Raw genomic sequence first — 12,968 nt, 5'->3', positions numbered from 1 at the left:
GGCGGCACCTCAGAAAGCCACCCGGGCGTAGACCTCGGCCAGCGGCAGGGTTCCGCCCAGCTCCGGCAGGTCCACGACGGCCTCCGCGGCGGCCACCCGCATGGCCCAGCCGGCATCCCGGCGCCAGACCTCGATCCGCGCCTCGTTCTGATAGATGATGAGGAGGGACTGCAGGCTCGGCACGGTGGCGTAGAAATCGAGTTTGCGCCCCCGATCGTTGATCATGGTCCCCGGCGAGAGCACCTCGACGATCACCAGGGGATCGTCGACGAAGCCGGTCGGCGGCATCGGTCCGCAATGGACCACGACATCCGGGTAGGGCGCGTAATCGTCCATCGCCGCACTGAGGATCGCCAGCCCCGGATAGGCGCCGCAACCGCGTTGTTCGGCCAGGGCGTCGAGATGCTTGACCAGATTCGTGACGATCCGCTGGTGCCGGGCGCTCGGGGGCGCCATGAGCACGGGCTCGCCGTCGAGCAGCTCCCAGCGCTCCTCGTCCGGGCGCGGCTCCACCCAGCGCCTGTATTCGGCGACGCTCATGCGCGCGTCGCGCTTCACAGCCAAAGCCATGACGGCCTCCGATTCCGGCTCGGAGGCTAGCACGGACCGGCCCGGTCGGCGACGGATTCAGTCGGCGTCGCGCTGCGCGCTCGCGAGGGCCGTGCCGGCATTCAGGAAGCGCTGCGGGTCGACCGGCGCGCCGTCGATGCGGGTCTCGTAGTGCAGATGCGCCCCGGTGGAGCGCCCGGTGGAGCCGACGGCGCCGACCACGTCGCCCGCGGCGACGCGCTGCCCCGGGCGCACCGCGATCCGGGCCAGATGGCCGAACCGGGTGGTCAGGCCGTGACCGTGATCGATCTCCACCATGTTGCCGTAGCCGCCCGCGGCCTCCGCGGCGATCACCCGGCCGGGGGCGGTGGCGCGGGCGGGTTCGCCGTATTCCGCCTTCAGGTCGAGCCCGGTATGCAGGGCGAGGCCGCGGGTGAACGGGTCGAGCCGCGTGCCGAACGGGCTCGATACGGTCGCCGCGCCCCGGATCGGCCGGGCCAGCGGCAGCGCGGCGGCCGTCAGGCGCAGGCGCTCGCTCTCCAACAGCGCCCGGCGGGCCAGGGCGAGGCCGGCCTCGAAGCCCGCCGCGTCCAGGATGCCGGCGTCGAGGGGGACCAGCGGGCCGCCGAGGCCCGCGGCCGGCGCGTCGAACCGCCCGGCATCGAGACCGGTCCGGCCGATCAGGCCGCGCATCCGACGGACGGCGTCGCCGGCCCGCGCGGCCAGGCCGGCGAGGCGCTCCCCCTGCGCCGCCTGCACACCCGCCAGGCGCGCCTCGAGCCGGATCAGGCCGGTCTCGGTCTCGAGGGCACTGCGGCGCGGCAGGGGGCGGTCGGGCCGGCGCTGCGCGGCCCCCTCGCCGGGGCGCAGGAGCGGTTCATCGTCGGCCGGCTCCAGGCCCGCACCAGTCTCCGGACCCGCACGGGAGTCCAGGCCCGCATCGGGGCGCGGCGCCAGCGCGCCGGTGACGGTCGGATCGGGCAGAGCCTGGCGCTCCAGACCGGCCAGGGCCGCCATGCGCCGCTCCAGCTCGGCCTGCCGCTCCAGAGCCGCCGCGACCCGGTGCGCCAGGCCGGCCTCGGTGCCGTCCCGGCCGTCCCGGTCGCGGACGATCCGGTCCTGCAGATCGGCGATCCGCGCCTCGTAGGCGTCACGCATCGCCCCCTGACGGGCCACGAAGCCCGCGAGCACGTCGTCGTGGAACACGATCAGATACGAGGCGCCGAGGGCCCAGAGCAGCGCGCAGCCGGCGGCCAGCCAGGGCAGGGCCCGGAGCGGCGCGCGGGGCGGGAGGATCTTCGGAGGAAGCATCGGACGGCCCCGCGGGATCCGCCATTGAGGCCCCCGTAAGGTTAAGGATCCGTCGCGCCGCGCCCCTCCGACCCGTCAGGGGAGGGCCCGGGCGGCCGCCAGCACGGCCTCGGCGTGGCCCGGCACCTTGACCTTCGGCCAGATCCTGGCGATGCGGCCGGCGCGGTCGATCAGCACGGTGGTGCGCTCGACGCCCATGTACGTGCGCCCGTACATGCTCTTCTCGACCCAGACGCCGTAGGCCGCGAGCACGCCCTTGTCCTCGTCGGAGGCGAGGGGAAACGCGAGCCCGTACTTGCCGCAGAACTTGTCGTGGCTCTTCACCGGGTCCGGCGAGACGCCGACGACCTTCGCCTCGGCCCCCGCGAAGTCCGGCAGCAGGCCGTTGAAATCCTGCGCCTCCAGGGTGCAGCCGCTCGTGTCGTCCTTCGGGTAGAAGTAGAGCACGACCTTGTGACCGCGGAGCGCGGACAGCGCGATCCGCCCGCCGCCCGAGGCCGGCAGGTCGAAATCGGGAGCCGGATCACCCTCTGATAGCGGCATCGTGCCTTCCTTTCGGCCGAATGATGGTGTGCAACCGATCGCGTGCCCGGCAGCACGCGATTGCGCCGCGCACACCCGAGCCAAAACCGGAGTCGCCGCCGCTGTAAAGCGGGGGCGCGCTTCGATCCACCGGCCGCGGAGCCCGGGAGCCCCGCGCGCAGAGTCCCCGGAACAAGGGTCCCGATGGCGGACGAGACGACGTCGGCAGGCAGGCCCCGGGGGAGGGCGCGGCGCGTGGGGGGCTTCTGCCTCGTGAGCGCGCTCGCCCTGGTGCTGGTCCTCGGGGCCGGGATCGGCTCGATGGCCCTGCGCCTGTCGAACGGGCCGCTGCAGATCGACGGCCTGTCGCGCCGGGTTGCGGCCGCGGTGGCCGAGCGGATCGGCCCGGGCTGGAGCATCGGCATCCGCGGCAGCAGCCTCGAACTCGACCGCGAGAACGCCCTCAGCCTGCGCTTCTCCGGGCTCGACATCCGCAATCCGCAGGGCGCCCTCGTGGTGCGCGCGCCCCTGGCGCTGGTCAGCCTCGATCTGTGGGGTCTCCTGCGGCTCAACCTGCAGCCGCGCGCGATCGAGTTCCGCGAGACCCAGACCACCGCGCTGATTCACCGGGACGGCTCGATCGCCTTCGCGGCCTCCGAGGCCAACCGCCCCGTCGACATCGAGCCGGTCACCCCGCCGAGCGTGGACGGGGTGCGGGGCAGCGTCTCGCCGCTCTCGGCCGCCATCGCGTCGATTTTCGGGGTGGTGCTCGATCCGAGCGGCGTGGTCGGCGCCCTCGACCGGGCGCGCGTCACCGATGCGCGGCTGCGGCTGATCGACGAGGAGGGCCACGAGCGCGCGGTGTTCGCCCGGGTCAACGGCCTGTTCGGGCGCGATCCGGTCAACGGCACCCGGAATTTCGAGCTTCGGCTCGACGGCCCGCACGGGGAATGGCGGTTCGGCGGCTCGCTGCGCGACGGCGGCGAGGGGCAGGAGCGCTCGGGCCGCATCACCCTCGACGACCTGCCGGTCACCGATCTCCTGCTGCTCTCGGGCCAGTCGGAGGTGCCGCTGACCACCGACCTGAAGGTCTCCGCCCGCGCCGACGTGAGCCTGGCGGCCGGGCGCGTCCGGACGATGACCGCCAAGCTGCATACCGGCGACGGCACCTTCCTGATCGAGGAGAAGGACTTCAACCCGGTGACGGTCGAGAGCCTCGACGCGTCGCTGGACTGGGACGAGGCCGGCCGGGTGATGGCGCTCACCGGCCTGGACTATCGGGGCGCCGGCAACGCCGTGCACCTGAGCGGGGCGTGGGCGGGCAGCCCACCGGGCGCGGGCATGGCCTGGACGGCGACGCTGACGGGCCGCGACGCCACCCTGCGCGGAGCGACGCCGCAGGACGCGCCGGTGAAGATCAAGGCGATGGACGCGCAGCTCTCGGGCCGGGACGGCGGCATCGCCATCGACGCGCTCACCCTGTCGGCTCCGGGGGTGACCGGGGCGATCACCGGGACGATCGGCACCACGGCGGACGATGGCGGCCTCAACCTCCACATCGTCGGCCGCGACGGCGAGGTCCGGACGGGCCTGCGCCTCTGGCCGGAGCATATCGCGCCGCCGGCCCGGACCTACCTGGTGGATCAGCTCCGGCACGGCCGCGTCGAGTCCGTCGACATCCGGGTGAAGATGTCCGGGACGGTGCTGGCCGCCGCCACCCGGGGCGAGCCGGCCCCGGACGACGCGGTCCATATCGACTTCCACGTCTCGGACGCGGCGATCGACGTCACCGCGGACGCGCCGCCGGTGACCAAGGGCAACGTCGTCGGAACCATCACCGGGCGCTCGACGACGGTGCGCAACGTGACCGCCGAGGTCCACGGGCCGGACGGGCGCGGGCTGGCGATCACGGACGGCAGCTTCGTGATCCCGCAGATCACCCCCGACCGGGTGGTGGCGCAGATCGGCATGCGGCTCTCCGGGGGCGCCGACGGGATGGCGTCCGTCCTCCAGGCGAAGCTGTTCAAGAGCGTGATGAGCGTCGATCTCGACCCCGCCACGATCAAGGGCAGCGCCGACCTGCGCGTCGATTTCCCCCTCGACCTCAAGCACATCGTCGATCTGCCCGACCTGCCGGTGACGCTGACCGGCACGCTGGCCGACCTGTCGGTCGACAAGGTGATGGGCAAGGACCGGCTGGAGGCGGGCCGGTTCTCCCTGTCGTATGATCGCGGCGCCTTCAGCTTGAAGGGCGATGGCCGGGTGGCGGGCGCCCCCGTCTCGGTCGAGCTGCGCCAGCCGAAGGTCGGCCAGCCGGGCGAGGCGGTGGTCAACCTGTCGCTCGACGACGCCGTCCGGGGCCGCAAGGGCCTGCCGACGGCGCCGCAGCTCACCGGCACGATCCCGGTCCGCGCGGTCGTGCCGATCGGCCGGCCCGGGACGGGCAAGCCGCCGATCAGGGTCGAGGCCGATCTCGCCAAGGTCGGGATCGACGGGCTGCTGCCGGGGCTGACGAAGCCGGCGGGCAAGCCGGGACGGCTGACCTTCACCCTCGTGGATAGCGGCCAGGGCCTCGACCTGCGCGACTTCGCCTTTGACGCGGCCCCGGCCTCCGCCCGCGGCACCGTCGCGATCAGCCCGGAGGGCGGCCTGGAGCGGGCGGAGCTGACGAACGTCAAGCTGTCGCCCGGCGACGACCTGCGGGTCAGCCTCGACCGGACCGGCGGCGGCTACAAGGTCGTGGTCCGGGGCGCGGTGGTGGATGCCCGGCCGTTCCTGAAGTCCCTCGGCGGACCGGACGGCAAGGGCGGCAAGGAAGCGAAGGATACGAACCCGAAGGATATCGACGCCGACATCCAGGTGCCGATCGTCACGGGCTTCAACGACGAGGCGCTGACCGGCGCCAACCTGCGGCTGTCGCTGCACGGCAAGACCCTGCGGGCCGCCACCATCACCGGGCGCTTCCGCGCGGCGCCGTTCGCCGCCTCCGTCGCCCGGGGCGAGCGCGGCGTGCCGACACTCGCGGTGGATTCGGCCGATGCCGGTGCGACCCTGCGCTTCGTCGACGTCTACCGGCGGATGTATGGCGGCCGGCTCAATGCCGGGATCGGCCTGAATGACGGCCCGCAGGCGGGCGTCGTTCAGATCCGCGACTTTATCCTGCGCAACGAGCCCGCCCTGTCGAGCATCATGGCGCAGGGGCCGGAACCGGCCGATACCGACGCCGCCCGGGGGCGCCGGATCGCCCCGGGCCGGGGGGCGAGCGACGTCACCTTCGACCGGATGCGGGCCAACTTCGTGCGCAGCGGCAGCCGGGTCGATTTCAGCGACGCGGCGATCTCGAACGCCGCCATGGGCTTCACCCTGTCGGGCTGGCTCGATACCAGCCGCGAGCGCACCGACATAACCGGCACCTTCGTGCCGCTCTACGGGCTCAACAACGTCGCCTCGCAATTGCCCCTGCTCGGGCCGCTGCTCGGGGGCGGGCACAACGAGGGCCTGTTCGCGGTCAATTTCCGCGTCTCCGGCAAGCTCGCCACGCCGGACGTGAGCGTGAACCCGCTCTCGGCCATCGCCCCGGGCTTCCTCCGCAAGCTGTTCAGCGCCGGCGGCGGCCCGTTCGCGGACGGGATGCCGACGGTGGCGCAATAGGCTTCGCCCTGGAAAGTCCTCGCCGGCTTTCGGGGGAGACTGCGCCTGAAACGATTGGCGCACCCGCCGGCGCCCCCGGCCCTGGCGCCGGTCTATCGCGTGCAGCAAAAAGCCCGGCGCGGCGAACCGCACCGGGCTGAACGCGACGTCGCAAAAGACTACTTCTCGACGAAGGCCTTCTCGATCACGTAGTGGCCGCCCTCGCCATGGTTGCCTTCCTCGTAGCCGCCGCCCGAGAGCAGCTCGCGGGTGTCGCGGATCATGTCCGGCGAGCCGCAGAGCATGAAGCGGTCGGCCTCGACCGACATCGCCGGCAGGCCAATGTCGGAAAAGAGCTTGCCCGAGACCATCAGATCGGTGATCCGGCCGCGGTTGCGGAACGGCTCGCGGGTCACGGTCGGGTAGTAGATCAGCTGGTTCGAGATCATCTCGCCCAGGAACTCGTGCTTGGGCAGGGACTCGGTGATGGTCTCGCCGTAGGCGAGTTCCTGGACCTGCCGGCAGCCATGGACCAGCACGACCTTCTCGAACCGGTCGTAGGTCTCCGGGTCCTTGATGATCGACAGGAACGGGGCGAGCCCCGTGCCGGTGCCGAGCAGGTAGAGGTGCCGGCCGGGCAGGAGATTGTCGAGCACCAGGGTGCCGGTGGGCTTCTTGCCGACGATGATCGGATCGCCGACCTTGAGATGCTGGAGCTTCGAGGTCAGGGGGCCGTCCTGGACCTTGATCGAGAAGAACTCCAGTTCCTCCTCGTAATTGGCCGAGACCACCGAGTAGGCGCGCAGCAGCGGCCGCCCCTCGACCTCCAGGCCGATCATCGTGAATTCGCCGTTGCGGAACCGGAACGCCGGGTCCCGCGTGGTGCGGAACGAGAACAGGTTGTCGGTCCAGTGGTGCACCGACAGCACGCGCTCCTCGTAGAACTTGCTCATCGACGGATCAGTCCTCGAATCCTCTGATGCTCGGCACACGGTCCCGACGATCCGGGTCTTATGGTTCGGCGGATCCCCGCCGAACCATCCGGATTCGGATGATGGATATACAGGCGCTGCTTCTTTCGCAGTTGCAGCACGCCCGTCAAGGCGCGCTGGGATCACACCCGCGGAAGAAGTGAACGGCCTGGAATCGTTCGAATATTGAGCCTCCCCGGCGCCGTCCGCAGCGCCGTCCCGGACATGGCAGGGTTGTCGCCGGGCGGGGCGGCGGTCAGCCGATGGTTCCGGGCCGGAGGGGCTTCAGCCCGGCCTCGATCTCGGCCCGGCGTGGCTCCAGGAACGGCGGCAGGGCAAGGCGCTCGCCCAGGGTCTCCAGGGGCTCGTCGGCGGTGAAGCCGGGCCCGTCGGTGGCGATCTCGAACAGGATGCCGTTGGGCTCGCGGAAGTAGAGGCTGCGGAAGTAATAGCGGTCCACGGGTCCGCTGGTCGGCACCCGGGCCGCCTTGAGCCGGTCGGCCCAGGCTCCGTAATCCGCGTCCGGGATGCGGAAGGCGACGTGATGCACCGCCCCCGCCCCCTGCCGGCTCGGCGCGGACGGATCGGCCAGGAGCTGGATCTCGGCGGCCGGGCCGCCGGGTCCCATGGCGTAGACCGCGACGGGCCCGTCCGGCGTCTGGAACGCCCGGTCCCGGCGCATGCCCAGCACCGCGGTCAGCACCGCCGCAGTGCGCCCGGGATCCGGCACCGAGAGCCGGATCGGCCCGAGGCCGCGGATCTGGTAGGCGGCCGGCACCGGCGAGCCGTCCCAGGGATGCTCGGGGCCCGTCCCGCCATCGTCCACGAGGGCGAGGCGCTGGCCCTCCGGGTCCTCGAAATCGACGGTGAGGCGCCCGTCGCGCGGGACGGGCTCGGCCTCTACGATCCCGGCCTCGCGCAGGCGCGCGTGCCACCAGGCCACGGCGGCCTCCCCCGGGACGCGCAGATGCGTCCGGGTGATGCTGTTCGAGCCGCGCTGCTCCCGGGGCGCCGGCCAGTCGAAGAAGGTGATGTCGGTGCCGGGGCTCGCCAGCCCGTCCGCGTAGAACAGGTGGTAGGCCGAGACGTCGTCCTGGTTCACCGTCTTCTTGACGAGGCGCAGCCCCAGCACGCCGGTGTAGAACGCGACGTTCTCCGCCGCGCGGGCGGTCACCGCGGTGAGGTGGTGGATGCCGGTGAGCTGCATGGGGGTCCGGGGGTTCAGGCCGATCGGCCTCAGGTGGGGATCGGAGCCGGCGTTGCGAGGGCGGGGCCATGATGTACGAAACCGATGCCGTCCTGCCGCCGCTGCATCCCGGCGAGGTTCTGCGCGAGGATTTCCTGATTCCCTCGGGATTGTCCGCTGGGTTGGTCGCGCGCGCCTGCCACGTTCCGCGCACGCGGATCGAGCGGATCGCCGCCGAGCAGATCGGGGTCTCCACCGACACGGCGCTGCGCCTGGGCCGCTTTTTCGGAACGAGCGCGGAGTTCTGGCTCAACCTGCAACGCCAGTTCGAGCTCGAGACGCTGAGCCGCACACTCGGGCCGGAGATCGAGCGGATCGCTCCCCTGGCGAGCGAGGCGGCTTAAGAATAGCAACACAGGACTGCCGCGGTTCGTCAGAGCCCGGAAAAGGCTGTTGCGCCTAGCGAATCGACATCCTGGCTTCGGTCGTCATGGCCCGCCCATGCCGGATAACGGCTTGCGGGCCGCGTGGCGAAACCGCTGCACGACGACCTCATCGTCGCCCATGAAATAGTCGATGTGGTAGGGATAGGGTGTCAGGAAGATGCGCCGAACTCCGGGATCGACGTCCGCGCGCCGATATGAGGATGATCGCGCACGACTGCGATGAGGGCTGTCAGCCGAACCTCGACCTTGGCTGCGCCCTGCGGGGATTGCGCCGCGATGTGGCTTAGGGCGCGGTCGATCTGCTGCAGGGCACGCCGCTGAAGGCGAAGCTTCAAAGGCGATATTTGGACAGGACGGCCTCGACTTCGGCCTCCGTCGCGAAGTCCCCGCGCATCCTCTCGGCCTGCGCCTCGATTAGATCGGTGATTTCATCAGCCGTGAGTTCGATCACGGCCTCGTCCCGGCCCGCATAGGCCAGCACGAGCCGAGCGATCTCGTCCTGCATCTCGGGGGACAGCGCGCGGGCGGTCTGCACGGCTCGGTCAAGAAGCTCGGTCATGCGTCCACCATTGCCTCAACCGCCGCTCGAGAAAAGCGACAGCCTGTTCGACCCGAGATAATCTCCAGGGCTCCGCCCTGGACCCGCGAAAGGTCTCGACCTTTCGAAACCATCACGGGAGCGAACCGCGCGCGCCCGTCGAACAGGCTATCAGAGCCCGACCGGCCGTCCCGCGGCGACCACCAGCATCTTCCCGTCCGCGAAGGTGCGGGCGGCGGCGCGGCGGATGTCGGCCTGGGTCACCGCCGCCACCAGGGCGTTGCGGCGGGCGATGTAGTCCATGCCCAGCTCCTCGAAGGCGATCTGCACCAGTTGGTGGGCGATCTTGGTCGAGGTGTCGAAGCCGAGCGCGTAGGAGCCGGTGAGATAGTCCTTGGCCTTCTGCAGCTCGTCGTCGTCCGGCCCGTCCGTGATCAGCCGGCCGATCTCGTCGCCGATCACCGACAGCGCCTCGCCCACGCGCTCGTTCTTGGTGGCGGTGTAGCCCCAGGTCATCGAGGCCGACCGGTGGCTGACCAGCGAGGTCCCCACCGAGTAGGCCAGCCCGCGCTTCTCCCGCACCTCCTGGAACAGGCGCGAGGTGAACACCCCCCCGCCCAGAATGTGGTTCAGCACGTAGGCCGGGATGAAGTCCGGATCGCGCCAGGGCACGCCGGCCATGCCGAAGCGGATCACCGATTGCGGCACGTCGAGATCGACCACGATCCGCTGGCCGAGACCCTGCACCTCCGTGCGCGGGACCGCCTTGAGCGCCCCGGCCTCCGGCAGGGACCCGAAGGCGCGGTTCAGGCCCTCGGCGAGTTGCTCGGCGCCGATGGCGCCCACGGCCGCCACCTTCACCCGGCCGCGCCCGATGATGCGGGCATGCATCGCCAGGAGGTCGTCCCGGGTGATCGTGGCGATGCTCTCCACCGTGCCCGAGGAGGGGTGGGCATAGGCATGGCCGGCGAACGCCTCCTGGAAGAACCGGCGCGAGGCCAGGACACCCGGATCGTTCTGCTGGTAGCGCAGGCCCGCGATGACCTGGCCGCGGACGCGCTCGACGGCGTCCGGATCGAGGCGCGGCTTGGCGAGCGCCAAGGCGAGGAGCCCGATGGCCTCGTCGGCGTGCTTGACCAGCATCTTGAGGGAGCCGCCGACCGCGTCAGGCCCGGCATGGAACGACAATTCGATCGCCCGGGCGGCGAGCCGCTCCTGGAACATGTCGGAGGTCAGGTCGCCCGCCCCCTCGTCGAGGAGCCGCGCCAGCATCTGCGCACAGCCGGCCTTGCCGGCCGGGTCCTGCGCGGCACCGCCCTCGAAGGTGAAGGCGAGGGCGATCATCGGCACCACGGGGGATTCGACGTGCCACGCCTCGACGCCGGCGGCGGTGGCGACCGGCAGCGCCGTGGTGGGCGAGTTGGCGGCGGGGGCGACGGTCTCGACCAAGGTCTCGGTCAAGCTCATGGGAACCTCTTGTCTCTGTCTCGGGCGGCGGCGGAGCGGGCCAAGGCTCCCGTTCGGTGCGCGCCCCGACACCGCCCGGCGGTGGGCGGACGGGGCCGCGCGCGGGGTTACTCGGCGGCCATCGCCACCGGGGCGTCGGGATCCTGCGCCTTGGTCAGGTAGCCGGTGACCGAGCGCGCCGGCATCAGCCAGCGCTCGGCGGTGGTCTTGAGGCGATCCTGCGTCACCGCCTCGATGTCGGTCGGCCAGCGGCGGACCTCCTCGATCGTCTCGCCGATCGCCAGGGCCGAGCCGTAGATCCGGGCGAGCGACGACTGGCTGTCCGACGAGTAGACGGTCTCGGCCACGAGGCGGGTCTTGGCGCGCTCGATCGCCTCGGCGTCCAGGGCCTCCGCGGGGGCGCGGCGCAGGACCTTGTCCACGGCCTCCTCCAGCTTCTCCAGGGGCACGCCCTCGGCGGGGATCGCGTAGACGGAGAAGCGGGTGTCGTCGATCGCCGAGCCCATGTACCAGGCGCCGGCATTGACCGCGAGGCCGGTCTCCAGGACCAGCTTGCGGTAGAGATAGGAGGTCGAGCCGCCGCCCAGCACCTCGGCGAGCAGTTCGAGGTCGTGGCAGCCGCCGTCGCGGGCGGTGATGCAGGAGGGCGTCAGGTAGAGCCGCTGCAGGGTCGGCTGCTCGACCTTCGGGTCGGCGACCGCGACCCGGCGGAGCGCCTTCGGCTCCGGCTCCCGGGGGCGCAGGCGCTCGGGCCGGGCACCCTGGGGCGTGACGCGGCCGTAGGTGGTCTCCGCGAGCCGCCGGACCTCGTCCGGGGTGACGTCGCCGGCCACCACCAGGATGGCGTTCTCGGGGGTATAGAAGCGCTTGTAATAGGCCAGCGCGTGCTCGCGGTTCAGCCCCTCGATCTCGTGCATCCAGCCGATGATCGGGATGCCGTAGGGGTGGTGCACGAACAGGCCGGCCGCCATCGCCTCGGAGAGCTGGGCGGAGGGGTCGGTCTCGACCCGCATGCGCCGCTCCTCCAGCACCACGTCGCGCTCGGGGGCGACGACGGCGTCGTCGAGGACGAGGCCGCTCATGCGGTCGGCCTCGAATTCCATCATGGTGCCGAGATGGTCCCGGGCGACCCGCTGGAAATAGGCGGTGTAGTCGTAGCTGGTGAAGGCGTTCTCCTGGCCGCCGAGGCCCGACACCGCCTTCGAGAAGGCGCCGACCGGGTGCGTCTCGGTGCCCTTGAACATCAGGTGCTCGAGGAAGTGGGCGATGCCCGACTGGCCCAGCGGATCGTCGGCCGAGCCGTTGCGGTACCAGATCATGTGGGTGGCGACGGGGGCCCGGTGATCGGGCACGACCACCACGTCGAGGCCGTTGTCGAGGGTGAAGGCCGTGACCTCCGGTCCGCCCGCCTCGGAACGCCCGAACGGCGCGGCCTCGCCCCGGCCGGCGCTGGCGCCGAAGGGCGAGCCCGGACGCAGCGGGAAGAGGGGGGGCGTCGCCGTCCTGAACAGGTGCATTCCGCTTTCCTTCTGCCGGCCCCGCCGTGCGCCACCGCTCGGGATGCGCGCGGGTCGGGACCGTCCTGGCCTCCGGCGGGCAAGAACCGCACCGGGGCAAACACCACATGTTGCCACGCCGGGCCGCCGTTGCAACAGCGCCACGGCGCTCCGGTTACTGCTGCGCCCTCTGGCGGAGATAGGCCTGCGGATCCGCCTCTTCGCGCTCGCGGCTGGCGTTGTTGATCGGGTCGTTCGACGGCGGGCGCGCCAGCTTCTTCGGCGATTGCCGGTAGCCGGTCGGCGGATCCGTGAGGACGTCGCGGTTCGGCTCCACGTCGGCCGGCTCGGCGTTGGCGCTCTTGCCCTTCAACAGCTCGAAGGGGCTGAGCAGGCTGTCGTCGCGGTTGTTGTCGCCGGGCTTGCGCTCGGCCTCGGTGGTCACGTTCGCGCCGGCGCGGCGGCCGTTGCGGATCTCGTCCACCGAGAGGGTGGCGTTGTTGTCGTCGTAGCGACCCCGGGCCTGGCTGCCCGTCGGGCGGCGGCGCTCCGCGGCGGCATGCTCGCGCTCCACGATCTCGGGATCCTTCGGCCAGGCGGTGCTGGTGGAGCGGGCCCGGGGCTGGGGCAGGGCCTTGCCGTCGATCTTGGGCGGCATCACCAGCGGCGGCCGCTCGTGATAGTCGATCGGGTCCTGGCGCTTCTCCAGCAGCCCGATGCCCGACAGCGCGTCGCGCATGAACTCGCCACGCTCCTGCGCCTGGGCACCGGCCACGAGGAGCGGCGTCAGGGCGACCGCGGCGGGAAGGAGAAGACGAAGCCTGCGATGCGCGGTCATGCTGCCTCACGGGT

11 protein-coding genes are annotated in these 12,968 nt (G+C 71.6%); 2 read left to right on the top strand and 9 right to left on the bottom strand.

The features are described from left to right. Window positions 1–9: 9 nt before the first annotated feature. From AC3IF1_RS19430 to AC3IF1_RS19420, 3 genes are all read right to left on the bottom strand, one after another. Complete coding sequence (locus AC3IF1_RS19430) at window positions 10–570, bottom strand: Uma2 family endonuclease (RefSeq protein WP_489218938.1); 561 nt, start codon at window positions 568–570, stop codon at window positions 10–12. Between the two features lie 57 nt (window positions 571–627). Further along, complete coding sequence (locus AC3IF1_RS19425) at window positions 628–1,860, bottom strand: M23 family metallopeptidase (protein ID WP_489218937.1); 1,233 nt, start codon at window positions 1,858–1,860, stop codon at window positions 628–630. Between the two features lie 75 nt (window positions 1,861–1,935). Then, complete coding sequence (locus AC3IF1_RS19420; protein ID WP_489218936.1) at window positions 1,936–2,403, bottom strand: peroxiredoxin; 468 nt, start codon at window positions 2,401–2,403, stop codon at window positions 1,936–1,938. 183 nt (window positions 2,404–2,586) lie between these two features. On the opposite strand from AC3IF1_RS19420, the gene AC3IF1_RS19415 reads away from it, so the two are divergent. Further along, window positions 2,587–6,033: a hypothetical protein gene (locus AC3IF1_RS19415; protein WP_489218934.1), complete on the top strand. Its 3,447-nt coding sequence runs from the start codon at window positions 2,587–2,589 to the stop codon at window positions 6,031–6,033. Window positions 6,034–6,191: 158 nt separating this feature from the next. On the opposite strand, the gene AC3IF1_RS19410 is transcribed toward AC3IF1_RS19415, so the two are convergent. Next, entirely contained in the window at window positions 6,192–6,965 is a 774-nt protein-coding gene (locus AC3IF1_RS19410) for a ferredoxin--NADP reductase (RefSeq protein ID WP_489218933.1), read from the bottom strand. Window positions 6,966–7,239: 274 nt separating this feature from the next. Then, complete coding sequence (locus AC3IF1_RS19405) at window positions 7,240–8,190, bottom strand: ring-cleaving dioxygenase (protein ID WP_489218932.1); 951 nt, start codon at window positions 8,188–8,190, stop codon at window positions 7,240–7,242. Window positions 8,191–8,258: 68 nt separating this feature from the next. On the opposite strand from AC3IF1_RS19405, the gene AC3IF1_RS19400 reads away from it, so the two are divergent. Beyond that, the gene (locus AC3IF1_RS19400; RefSeq protein WP_489218931.1) at window positions 8,259–8,573 is read left to right on the top strand and encodes a HigA family addiction module antitoxin; all 315 of its coding nucleotides are present in this window, start codon (window positions 8,259–8,261) and stop codon (window positions 8,571–8,573) included. Between the two features lie 373 nt (window positions 8,574–8,946). Here AC3IF1_RS19400 and AC3IF1_RS19395 read toward each other — a convergent pair whose 3' ends face one another. The 4 genes from AC3IF1_RS19395 to AC3IF1_RS19380 all read right to left on the bottom strand — a co-directional run bounded on the left by AC3IF1_RS19395 (window position 8,947) and on the right by AC3IF1_RS19380 (window position 12,954). Continuing rightward, window positions 8,947–9,174: a hypothetical protein gene (locus AC3IF1_RS19395; RefSeq protein WP_489218929.1), complete on the bottom strand. Its 228-nt coding sequence runs from the start codon at window positions 9,172–9,174 to the stop codon at window positions 8,947–8,949. 150 nt (window positions 9,175–9,324) lie between these two features. After that, window positions 9,325–10,620 carry a M16 family metallopeptidase gene (locus AC3IF1_RS19390; RefSeq protein ID WP_489218927.1) on the bottom strand — a complete coding sequence of 432 codons (1,296 nt, stop codon included), beginning with the start codon at window positions 10,618–10,620 and terminating at the stop codon, window positions 9,325–9,327. A 107-nt stretch (window positions 10,621–10,727) separates the two neighbouring features. After that, window positions 10,728–12,137, bottom strand: coding sequence for a M16 family metallopeptidase (locus AC3IF1_RS19385; RefSeq protein WP_489218926.1), 1,410 nt, complete (start codon window positions 12,135–12,137; stop codon window positions 10,728–10,730). 154 nt (window positions 12,138–12,291) lie between these two features. Next, entirely contained in the window at window positions 12,292–12,954 is a 663-nt protein-coding gene (locus AC3IF1_RS19380; RefSeq protein ID WP_243970313.1) for a hypothetical protein, read from the bottom strand. Window positions 12,955–12,968: the final 14 nt, after the last annotated feature.

This window comes from Methylobacterium sp. E-012 (assembly GCF_057836545.1).
This window is presented reverse-complemented; position numbering and strand designations above follow the sequence as displayed.

Bases quoted from the DNA above. Each gene is read 5' to 3' on its own strand.
- AC3IF1_RS19430 (WP_489218938.1), bottom strand. From the start codon at position 570: ATGGCTTTGGCTGTGAAGCGCGACGCGCGCATGAGCGTCGCCGAATAC.
- AC3IF1_RS19425 (WP_489218937.1), bottom strand. From the start codon at position 1,860: ATGCTTCCTCCGAAGATCCTCCCGCCCCGCGCGCCGCTCCGGGCCCTG.
- AC3IF1_RS19420 (WP_489218936.1), bottom strand. From the start codon at position 2,403: ATGCCGCTATCAGAGGGTGATCCGGCTCCCGATTTCGACCTGCCGGCC.
- AC3IF1_RS19415 (WP_489218934.1), top strand. From the start codon at position 2,587: ATGGCGGACGAGACGACGTCGGCAGGCAGGCCCCGGGGGAGGGCGCGG.
- AC3IF1_RS19410 (WP_489218933.1), bottom strand. From the start codon at position 6,965: ATGAGCAAGTTCTACGAGGAGCGCGTGCTGTCGGTGCACCACTGGACC.
- AC3IF1_RS19405 (WP_489218932.1), bottom strand. From the start codon at position 8,190: ATGCAGCTCACCGGCATCCACCACCTCACCGCGGTGACCGCCCGCGCG.
- AC3IF1_RS19400 (WP_489218931.1), top strand. From the start codon at position 8,259: ATGATGTACGAAACCGATGCCGTCCTGCCGCCGCTGCATCCCGGCGAG.
- AC3IF1_RS19395 (WP_489218929.1), bottom strand. From the start codon at position 9,174: ATGACCGAGCTTCTTGACCGAGCCGTGCAGACCGCCCGCGCGCTGTCC.
- AC3IF1_RS19390 (WP_489218927.1), bottom strand. From the start codon at position 10,620: ATGAGCTTGACCGAGACCTTGGTCGAGACCGTCGCCCCCGCCGCCAAC.
- AC3IF1_RS19385 (WP_489218926.1), bottom strand. From the start codon at position 12,137: ATGCACCTGTTCAGGACGGCGACGCCCCCCCTCTTCCCGCTGCGTCCG.
- AC3IF1_RS19380 (WP_243970313.1), bottom strand. From the start codon at position 12,954: ATGACCGCGCATCGCAGGCTTCGTCTTCTCCTTCCCGCCGCGGTCGCC.